Source organism: Oceanobacillus sp. NCCP-135 (assembly GCF_059698015.1).
The window spans coordinates 70,596-81,177 of sequence record NZ_BAAKSZ010000019.1 but is presented as its reverse complement, the minus strand read 5'-3'; the positions used below and the strand labels follow the sequence as shown (position 1 = coordinate 81,177).

The following is a 10,582-nucleotide window of genomic DNA, read 5'->3' as shown; positions in this document are numbered from 1 at the left end:
TGCGGGAAATCTGCACGTACGGTTTGATGAGAGGTCGGAGGGCGAAATCCCTCCTCCTACTCTACTTTTGATCGGACGTGATAAAAGCGATTAACATGCCGAAAGAAATCATCAGCGTTAATACATCATTCATATCCATAGGCTACACCACCCCCTTCCATAGGAAAGTCCTGGAAGGCAAATTGGTGTACCCAATCCCTCATGAGAATACATCTTACCAGAGGCAACTATTTATAAGGAAGAAGGAAAGTGGAAGATTTCCTTTTATAAGTGGAATTCGCCAACGATTGAAATTAATCAAGCATATATCGGCATCAAAGATTTTGAAAAAGAGGCAGCAGCTTATTTAAAGGAAAAATATAAGCAAATCAACTGGCTAAATCAGGCTATTTCCTATCGTACTAATACCCTGGAGCTGGTTATAAGGAAAATACTTGAAAAGCAATATATGTTTTTTGAGTATGGAATCTTTATGCTGCAGCCATTGACTTTACGGGAAATTGCTGTGGATCTTGATTTGCATATTTCCACAATCAGCCGAGCAATTAACCATAAATATGTACAGACAAAAAATGGCGTCTTGCCACTCAATTTTTTCCTGCAATCAGGAATTAGACAGAAAGATGGCAAGCAGACAGCAGCTTTTGCCATAAAGCAGCTGATACTTGAAATGATTCAACATGAAGAAGCCCCCTTATCAGATGAAGCAATAAAAGAGAAATTAAATGATGAGTTCGGGATTACAATTGCTCGACGTACTGTCATGAAATACCGTGAACAATTAAATATTCCCTCATCCTGGAAAAGAAAGAAGTGAAGGTAGCCATGTTAAAAGTTATTTTTTATACAAAAGAGATTTGTTCATTATGTGATGAGGCAAAGGCGTTATTATTAATGCTTCAGCATGAATATCCATTTGAACTGGTAGAAAGGAATATTTATACAAATGATGCCTGGCTTGAGGAATATCAGTTATTGATCCCGTTTGTCAAAATAAATGATACAACACTGGATTGTGAGCAGGTTAATGTAGATTCACTTGAACAGGCTTTGAAGGAGAATGTGTAAAAAAATTGGTGATGCTATAATTTTCTTATACGATAAAGAGAAGTTGTCTCTTATACAGAAACAATCATGCAAATAAATTGAATAATATTTGTACTGTGCTATAATGAATTTGTAAGAAAGCTTATTTTTTTATCCTTACCGGGACATAATATAACCATCTGGGACTTTTTATGTCCATCGAATAGGAGTATTTCCATGAGAGCTTTAATTGATTTACAGAAAAAACTATTACCTGATCTCTTGGAGGTTATGCACCAAAGGTATTCCATTTTGCATAGTGTTGATCTTTTTCAACCAATTGGTAGAAGGGGGCTTGCGGAGAATACAAATTTGACGGAACGTAGTGTAAGAAGTGAGATCGATTTCCTAAACGAACAAGGTCTTATCTTCGTTACATCAAAAGGAATGTATATTACAAAAGAGGGTAAAATAATTCTTGATCAGTTAGCACAATTTATGAGTGAAGTAGCAGGATTAAATGTTTTAGAAAAGCAAATCAAGGATAAATTACAGGTGAAGGATATTATTATTGTACCTGGAAACAGTGATAAGTATGAATGGGTAAAACAGGAAATGGGAAAAGCATGTATAGCTTTCCTAAAAAAAATTATCAAGCCAAACCATACAATTGCTGTAACGGGTGGTACTACAATGGCTGCTGTAGCTGAAGCGATGACACCATTAACGAATAACAGCTATTTATTTGTGCCCGCACGTGGAGGGATTGGTGAGAAAGTAGAAAACCAAGCAAATACAATTGTTGCTGAAATGGCTAGAAAAGCAAATGGAGAGTATCGTTTGTTATATGTACCGGATCCACTAAGTGAATCTACTTACCAAACGATTATCAACGAGCCATCCATTAACGAAACGTTAAACCAAATAAAAGGTTCTAATGTGATTTTGCACGGGATTGGTGATGCTTTTACAATGGCCGAAAGAAGAAAAACACCAGAGTCTATCGCACAGAAATTGATAGAAAATAAAGCGGTTAGTGAAGCATTTGGTTATTATTTTGATTCTGTGGGAAATATTGTTCATAAGGTTAGAACAGTTGGAATTCAGCTGGAGGACTTAGCCTCAATTGAATACGTCATTACAGTAGCAGGTGGAGAATCCAAAGGAAAAGCAATAGCTTCTTATTTTCAGCAAGGTAAAAGCGATTTGCTTATTACAGACGAAGCGGCAGCAAAACAGATTTTAAGGGAAAATCCCTTTTAAATAAATTTAAAGTAAAATTAGGAGGAATATTCATGGCAGTAAAAGTTGGCATTAACGGTTTTGGTAGAATTGGACGTAACGTATTTCGTCAAGCACTTAAAAATAATGATGTAGAAGTTGTGGCAGTAAATGATTTAACAGATGCAAATATGCTTGCACACTTGTTAAAATATGATTCCGTTCATGGAATATTAGAAGAAGAAGTATCTGTAAATGGAGCGAGCATCGTCGTTGGTGGTAATGAAATCAAAGTACTATCAGAACGTGATCCGGCAAACCTTGGCTGGGGAGATCTTGGAGTAGAAGTAGTTATTGAATCTACTGGTCGTTTTACAAAAGGTGAGGATGCCCAAAAACACATTGATGCTGGAGCGAAAAAAGTAATTATTTCAGCACCTGCAAGTGATGAAGATTTAACAATTGTTATGGGTGTTAATGAAGATCAATATGATTCAAGCAAACATAATATTATTTCCAATGCTTCTTGTACAACAAACTGTTTAGCACCATTTGCTAAAGTTTTGCATGATACTTTTGGACTTAAACGTGGACTAATGACAACAATCCATTCCTATACAAACGATCAGCAAATTTTGGATTTACCACATAAAGACTATCGCCGGGCACGTGCAGCAGCAGTAAACATTATTCCTACAACGACTGGTGCGGCAAAAGTAGTTGGGTTAGTGTTACCAGAATTAGACGGTAAACTTGATGGTATGGCTGTTCGCGTACCAACACCAGATGGCTCATTAGTAGATTTAGTGGCAGAATTAGATACAAATGTAACAGCTGAAGAAGTAAATAAAGCTCTTAAAGATGCTGCTGAAGGTCATTTGAAAGATGTTCTTGAATATAGTGAAGCGCCGCTAGTTTCAACTGATATTGTTGGAAATCCACATTCATCTATTGTTGATGGTTTATCTACAATGGTGATGGAAGATAATATGGTTAAAGTTGTTTCATGGTACGATAACGAAATGGGTTATTCCTCTCGTTGTGTAGACTTAGCTATATTTATGAAAGAAAAAGGACTATAAGGAATTACAATAAGCGGAGGGGGATAGCATTCCTTCTTCGCTTTATTTATGTTATGTTCAGATATAAAAAGTACTTGAGTTCATGTTAGGTTATAATGATTAAAAGAATACAATTAGGGGAAAACCTAATGTGGTATCTAGTTACATAAGTCTAAGATTTGGGAGGGTGTACAAATGAATAAGAAAACACTTCAAGACATTGACGTAAAAGGGAAAAAGGTCTTTTGTCGCGTTGATTTTAATGTGCCAATGAAAGACGGAGAAGTTACAGATGATACGAGAATCAAAGCAGCATTACCAACGATCAACTATCTGTCTGAGGAAGGTGCAATCATCATTTTGGCAAGCCATCTCGGTCGGCCTAAAGGTCAAGTGGTTGAAAAATTACGTCTGGATCCCGTTGCTGAGCGATTAAGTGAATTAATTGGAAAAGATGTTGTAAAAACGGATGATGTATATGGTGCAGAAGTAAATGAAGCTTTATCTCAACTGAGTGATGGCGATATTCTATTAATTGAAAATGTCCGTTTTGCAGCGGGCGAGGAAAAAAATGATCCGGAATTAGCTCAGAGCTTTGCGGATATGGCTGATTTTTATGTAAATGATGCATTTGGTGCGGCACATCGTGCACATGCTTCCACAACGGGCATTGCAGAAAAATTACCTGCAGTGGCGGGCTATTTGATGGAAAAGGAAATCGATATATTAGGGAAAGCTTTGGAAAATCCAGTGCGTCCATTTACTGCAATTATTGGTGGTGCAAAGGTTAAGGATAAAATAAATGTAATTGATAACTTATTGGATAAAGTAGATAACTTAATAATTGGCGGCGGTTTAGCGTATACCTTCATTAAAGCACAGGGGTATGAAATTGGAAAATCATTATTGGAAGAAGATAAGATTGATCTGGCCAAAGAGTTCATGAAAAAGGCGAAGGATAAAGGTGTTAATTTTGTACTTCCCGTTGATGCCGTTGTAGCAGATGACTTTTCAGAAACAGCGAACACGAAAGTAGTTGCTATTGATCAAATTCCTGCTGACTGGGAAGCATTAGATATTGGTCCTGAAACACGTGAGCAATTTAGTCGGATGGTAGCTGATTCAAAGCTTGTCATTTGGAATGGACCAATGGGCGTTTTTGAAATAAGTGCATTTGCTGGTGGTACAAAAGCAGTTGCTGAAAGCTTAGCAACCACAGAAGGATATACGATCATTGGTGGAGGAGATTCGGCGTCAGCTGTTGAGAAATTCGGCTTTGCAGAGGATATGGGTCATGTTTCCACAGGGGGCGGTGCTTCGTTAGAGTTTATGGAAGGTAAGATTTTACCAGGTGTTCAAGCTTTAAATGACAAATAAAAAATAGACTAAATTGGAGAGGTGATATGATGCGTAAAAAAGTAATTGCTGGAAATTGGAAAATGAACAAGATTTTATCTGAAGCAAATGATTTCGTGGAAGAGGTGGTTAATAAAACACCTAAAAGTGATAATGTAGAAGCAATTGTATGTGCTCCCTATCCCTATTTAGCATCACTCGTTGAAAAAACGAATGGATCAGATGTAAAAGTCAGTGCACAAAATATGCATTATGAAGATAATGGTGCGTTTACTGGAGAAGTAAGTCCGGTAATGCTCAAAGATCTTGGTGTCACACATGTTGTGTTAGGACATTCTGAGCGACGTGAATATTTTGCAGAAACCGATGGAACAGTAAATAAGAAAACACATGCTGCATTTAACCATGGATTAACACCGATTGTATGTGTAGGTGAAACACTTGAGCAGCGTGAAGCAAATGAAACGATGAATCATGTGGAAGATCAGGTGAAAAAAGCATTAGAAGGACTGTCCAATGAGCAAGTGGCAGAGACAATTATTGCTTATGAACCAATTTGGGCAATTGGAACAGGGAAAACAGCATCCAGTGAAGATGCTAATGAAGTATGTACGTATATTCGTAATGTGGTAAAAGGGGTAACATCTGAAGATACGGCTGAAAAAGTAATTATTCAGTATGGTGGTAGTGTGAAACCAGCGAATGTAGAAGAATTACTAATGCAATCTGATATCGATGGTGCACTTGTTGGTGGTGCAAGTTTAGAAGTAGATTCCTTTTTACAGCTTGTGGAGGCAGGTACAAAATGAATCAGAATAAATTAGCTGCATTAATTATTTTAGATGGATTTGCTATCCGTGATGAAGTGATTGGAAATGCAGTCAAGCAAGCAAACACACCCAATTTTGATCGTTACTGGAATAAATATGCTCATAATCAATTGACGGCAAGTGGTGAAGCGGTTGGACTTCCTAAAGGCCAAATGGGTAATTCAGAAGTTGGTCATTTAAATATTGGTGCAGGGCGTATTGTATATCAAAGCTTGACTCGTGTGAATTTATCGATCAAAGAAGGCGATTTTTTTGAAGTGGACGCTTTTCTGAAATCGATCCATCATGCAAAAACGCATGATAAAGCATTACACCTTTTTGGTTTATTATCAGACGGTGGTGTCCACAGTCATATTAATCATTTGTTTGCATTATTAAAATTAGCAAAAGATAGCGGACTGGAAAATGTATATGTACATGCATTTTTAGACGGACGTGATGTTGGACCACAAACGGCAGGTGACTACATTAAACAAACAGAAGATAAAATGAAGGAACTAGGCGTGGGCGAATTTGCTACAATTTCCGGACGATATTACTCAATGGACCGTGATAAACGTTGGGATCGTGTAAAGAAGGCCTATGATGCTATGGTTTATGGTGCTGGTCCAAAATACCGGGAACCGATGGAAGTTATTCATGATTCCTATGAAAATGGAATTTACGATGAGTTCGTTATTCCTTCTGTGATTACAGATGAAAATGGTGATCCAGTAGGAAAAGTACAGAGTAATGATTCGATTATTTTTTATAACTTCCGCCCAGATCGTGCCATTCAAATCTCTCGTACGTTTGCAAATGCGGATTTTCGGGATTTTGACCGGGGAGAAAATGCTCCTAAGGATTTAGATTTTGTTATGCTGACAAGTTTTAGTGAAACCGTTGATGGTTATGTTGCATATGAGCCTGTAAACCTTGATAATACGGTTGGTGAAGTGCTTTCACAAAATGGAATGAAGCAATTACGCATCGCTGAAACGGAAAAATATCCGCATGTAACCTTTTTTATGAGTGGTGGCCGTGAACAAGCGTTTCCCGGTGAAAAAAGGATTTTAATCGACTCACCTAGGGTGGCAACATATGACTTGAAGCCAGAGATGAGTGTATATGAAGTTACAGATGCATTGCTGGAAGAGCTTGATTCAGGTCAGCAAAATGCAATTATTTTAAATTTTGCAAACCCAGATATGGTTGGCCATTCCGGTAAATTACAACCAACAATCGACGCAATTGAGGCAGTGGATGAATGTCTTGGGAAAATTGTTGATAAGATTTCAACACTAGGTGGGACTGCAATTATCACGGCAGATCACGGAAATTCCGATGAAGTTATTACCCTTGAAGGAGATCCAATGACTGCACATACGACGAATCCCGTTCCTGTTATCGTGACAAAAGAAGGAATTGAATTACGTGATGGGGGAATTTTAGCAGATTTATCTCCAACATTGCTGGATTTATTACAAATAGAAAAGCCAATGGAAATGACTGGCAAATCATTAATTAAATCAAAAAGTTGACGTGGTGGAATTCTACGCTTTTCTTATCGGTTAAATAACTGTACAATTGTCTTACTTAAAGTAAAAGAGTGACTTCAAAAAGAAGGATAAAATGACCGAGAAGTTCGAGGCGGCGTAGTTTTTCAGTATCGGAACGTATGCAATTGATACGTGAGGAACGAAAAAGCAAGCCAACGAAGAAATTCGATGTGTCATTTTTACCGGACTTTTTTGAAAATCCACTAAAACAAAGGAGAGATTTTAATGCCATATATTACAGACATATACGCTCGTGAAGTATTGGATTCTCGTGGTAACCCAACAGTAGAGGTTGAAGTATTTACAGAATCGGGTGCATTTGGAGCAGCATTAGTTCCAAGTGGTGCTTCAACAGGTGAGTATGAAGCGGTTGAATTGCGTGATGGAGATAAAGAGCGTTATTTAGGAAAAGGTGTCTTAAAAGCTGTTCAGAATGTAAATGAAGTGATTGCACCAGAATTAATTGGAATTGATGTAACACGCCAAAATATCATTGATTCCCTAATGATTGAACTTGATGGCACAGAAAACAAAGCCAATTTGGGGGCCAATGCAATTTTGGGTGTTTCCATGGCGGTTGCTCACGCTGCAGCAAGTTATCTGGAAATTCCTTTGTATAACTATTTAGGTGGATTTAATGCAAAAACACTCCCAACACCAATGATGAACATTTTAAATGGAGGAGAACATGCTGACAACAACGTAGATATCCAGGAATTCATGGTAATGCCGGTTGCAGCACCAACATTCCAGGAAGCATTGCGTACAGGTGCAGAAATTTTCCATTCATTGAAGAATGTACTAAAATCAAAAGGCTATAATACTGCAGTTGGTGATGAAGGTGGTTTTGCCCCAAACTTAGGTTCAAATGAAGAGGCACTTCAAACCATTGTAGAAGCAATTGAAGCAGCCGGCTATAAACCAGGTGAGGAAGTTAAACTGGCGATGGATGTAGCTGCATCTGAAATTTTTGCGGATGGGAAATACAACCTTAAAGGAGAAGGGGTTGTCCGCACATCGGTGGAAATGGTGGATTGGTATGCGGAAATGGTAGAAAAATATCCAATCATTTCTATTGAAGACGGACTGGATGAAAACGACTGGGAAGGGTTTAAATTATTGACAGAACGCCTTGGAGACAAAGTCCAATTAGTAGGGGACGACTTATTTGTAACAAATACAGCAAAACTTTCTCAAGGAATTGAGCAAGGCGTAGGAAATTCTATTCTGGTTAAAGTGAATCAAATTGGTACACTTACAGAAACCTTTGAAGCAATTGAAATGGCAAAACGAGCTGGCTATACAGCAGTTATTTCCCATCGTTCCGGTGAGACAGAAGATGCCACAATTGCCGATATCGCAGTAGCAACGAATGCAGGTCAAATCAAAACAGGTGCGCCATCACGGACAGATCGTGTAGCGAAATACAACCAGTTATTGCGTATTGAAGATGAACTGGCAGGCATGGGTGAATATGCAGGTTTGAGTGCATTTTATAACTTAAAAAAATAAATAGTTGAATTTGATGGAGAAGAGGCAGAGTGATCTGTCTCTTTATTTTTTTGCTCTTATAGTAAAGTGTTGCAGTGGATATAAAGTGTGACGTAATATTGCGCTCGGAAAATACACTGCGTCGGCTTCTCTACCCCCGAACGCGGCTGAAACGGCTGCAACCAGTCGAATAGAACACCCTCATCGGTGAGATGAGCAAACACTTAACGTTCCGATCTTTTAGAGAACAGCTTTTTTAAAAGAAAATAAAAAGCGAAATAAAGCGATGATATTACTTTACATACCGCTTAAATCAAGCAGTACACAGCCAACTCTCTCCACAATCGGCATAGGACGAATTGATGGTGTAATACAATAAATAAGTACAAAAATTGGAGGGATCATATTGGTACAAAAGGTGCTGTTATTTGGTGATATTGGAATTGATGATACGATAGCACTGATCTATGCCTATTTAAATGACGAAATCGATATTGTTGGTGTAGTAGCAGACTATGGAAATGTTTCGAGGGAGAATGCGATCGCTAATATTAATTACGTCAGAAGTTTATTTGATTCAGTAGAGATAGAAGAAGTAAAGATAATCGTTGGTGCTGAAGTGCCGATGACAGGCGAGCTTCCTGAATATGTTCCGGAAATACACGGGGAGTATGGATTGGGCCCCATTATCCCCCCTATCAATAACCAGGGCATTATCAGTGAAAATTTTCTTGATGTTGTAGATATCATTAAAGAGCACCAGGATGAATTAATTATTGTTAATATTGGAAGATTAACCTCCCTGGCTACATTATTTATTTTATACCGTGAGTTAATGAGTAAAATTAAAGGAATTTATATGATGGGTGGAGCATTTTGGGTTCCTGGCAATGTAACAGCAGTATCTGAAGCAAACTTTCACGGAGATCCTGTAGCGGCACAGGTTGTATTAACCTATGCCGAAAACATCACCATCATCCCCCTGAATGTAACAGAACGGGCAATTGCTACACCACAAATGGTGGATTATATTGACAGTGTTGGTGAAATAGACATTGTGAAGCCATTAATCGATTATTACTATGATTTTTATAAGGAAAGAAATCCCAATGTTCAAGGAAGTCCACTTCATGATGTTTTGACATTAATGGCAACGATCCTTGAAGAAATGTTCACATTCCAAGAACTCCCTGTCCATGTGGTCCAAGCACAGCAAGGAACGGAACGCGGACAGAGCATTGCTGATATCAGACCGTTTGTAACGATTGATGATACGATGGAGCATGAAGAAGGAGTAAGAAGACATCGTATCGCTTTTAAATTAAACTATCAGAGGTTTTATATTAATTTTATGACGATTATGACAGGACAGCAGTTTTAATAAAATATTAGAAGCGAAAGAGTGATGCCATCATTGTTATCACTCTTTCTGTTGTGCTAAGCTAATACTATATTAGATGAAGAGGTGAGTTCCATAGATATTTTTAAAGCAATTAAAGAACGAAGATCCATCCATGCATTTAAAGAACAAGAAGTCGATCATAGGATATTAAGCGAAATTTTCACCTATGGATCTTACGCACCCACACATTATATGAAAGAGCCCTGGAATATTAAATTGTATCAGGAAAAGGGGAAGCAGGCATTGATTGATGCAATTATTAGGAGTTACCAGCGAATTGGCATGATAAAAAAAGATAATGATCCAAAAACTTTGAAAATGATTGAATCGATGAAAAAGTTCCTATTAGCAATTCCACATCATGCTGTTATTTATTTGAAGAGAGAAGATAATCCGGTTCACTATGAAGAGGAGTACGCTGCTGTTTGTGCGTTTATTCAAAATGCTCAGTTGGCGGCATGGGAGTATGGGGTTGGAATGCTTTGGACAATCACCCCCTATATGCATGACCCAGAATTTCTGCAGGCAATTGGATTGGACTCTGATGAAATGAAAATTGCAGCTGTTATGCAGATAGGTTATCCGGAAAGGGTGCCACGTGATAAGGGCAGAACTCCAATTGATGAAAAGATGGAAATTATAGTGGAATAAGCTGAA

The 10,582-nt window shown here is 38.0% G+C and carries 10 protein-coding genes; all 10 read left to right on the top strand.

From position 1 onward, the window contains the following. Nucleotides 1-211 precede the first annotated feature (211 nt). The 10 genes from AC6HVZ_RS13785 (at nt 212) to AC6HVZ_RS13740 (ending at nt 10,576) form a co-directional block, all read left to right on the top strand. On the top strand, nt 212-817 hold the full coding sequence (locus AC6HVZ_RS13785; protein WP_497558753.1) for an RNA polymerase factor sigma-54: 606 nt from the start codon (nt 212-214) through the stop codon (nt 815-817). Between the two features lie 8 nt (nt 818-825). After that, complete coding sequence (locus AC6HVZ_RS13780) at nt 826-1,068, top strand: glutaredoxin family protein (RefSeq protein WP_497558746.1); 243 nt, start codon at nt 826-828, stop codon at nt 1,066-1,068. A gap of 195 nt (nt 1,069-1,263) precedes the next feature. Then, nucleotides 1,264-2,289, top strand: coding sequence for a sugar-binding transcriptional regulator (locus AC6HVZ_RS13775; RefSeq protein ID WP_497558745.1), 1,026 nt, complete (start codon nt 1,264-1,266; stop codon nt 2,287-2,289). A gap of 32 nt (nt 2,290-2,321) precedes the next feature. Beyond that, on the top strand, nt 2,322-3,329 hold the full coding sequence (gap, locus tag AC6HVZ_RS13770; RefSeq protein ID WP_497558744.1) for a type I glyceraldehyde-3-phosphate dehydrogenase: 1,008 nt from the start codon (nt 2,322-2,324) through the stop codon (nt 3,327-3,329). Nucleotides 3,330-3,503: 174 nt separating this feature from the next. Continuing rightward, nucleotides 3,504-4,685 (top strand): phosphoglycerate kinase, encoded by a 1,182-nt coding sequence (locus AC6HVZ_RS13765; protein ID WP_497558743.1) that lies wholly within the window; start codon nt 3,504-3,506, stop codon nt 4,683-4,685. A gap of 29 nt (nt 4,686-4,714) precedes the next feature. Continuing rightward, nucleotides 4,715-5,473 carry a triose-phosphate isomerase gene (gene tpiA, locus AC6HVZ_RS13760; protein WP_497558752.1) on the top strand — a complete coding sequence of 253 codons (759 nt, stop codon included), beginning with the start codon at nt 4,715-4,717 and terminating at the stop codon, nt 5,471-5,473. Next, nucleotides 5,470-7,014, top strand: coding sequence for a 2,3-bisphosphoglycerate-independent phosphoglycerate mutase (gene gpmI / locus AC6HVZ_RS13755; RefSeq protein WP_497558742.1), 1,545 nt, complete (start codon nt 5,470-5,472; stop codon nt 7,012-7,014). Before tpiA ends, gpmI begins: the two co-directional genes overlap by 4 nt. 243 nt (nt 7,015-7,257) lie before the next feature. Further along, on the top strand, nt 7,258-8,544 hold the full coding sequence (gene eno, locus AC6HVZ_RS13750; protein WP_497558741.1) for a phosphopyruvate hydratase: 1,287 nt from the start codon (nt 7,258-7,260) through the stop codon (nt 8,542-8,544). 385 nt (nt 8,545-8,929) lie between these two features. Next, complete coding sequence (locus tag AC6HVZ_RS13745; RefSeq protein ID WP_497558740.1) at nt 8,930-9,904, top strand: nucleoside hydrolase; 975 nt, start codon at nt 8,930-8,932, stop codon at nt 9,902-9,904. An 84-nt stretch (nt 9,905-9,988) separates the two neighbouring features. Further along, nucleotides 9,989-10,576, top strand: coding sequence for a nitroreductase family protein (locus AC6HVZ_RS13740; RefSeq protein WP_497558739.1), 588 nt, complete (start codon nt 9,989-9,991; stop codon nt 10,574-10,576). Nucleotides 10,577-10,582: the final 6 nt, after the last annotated feature.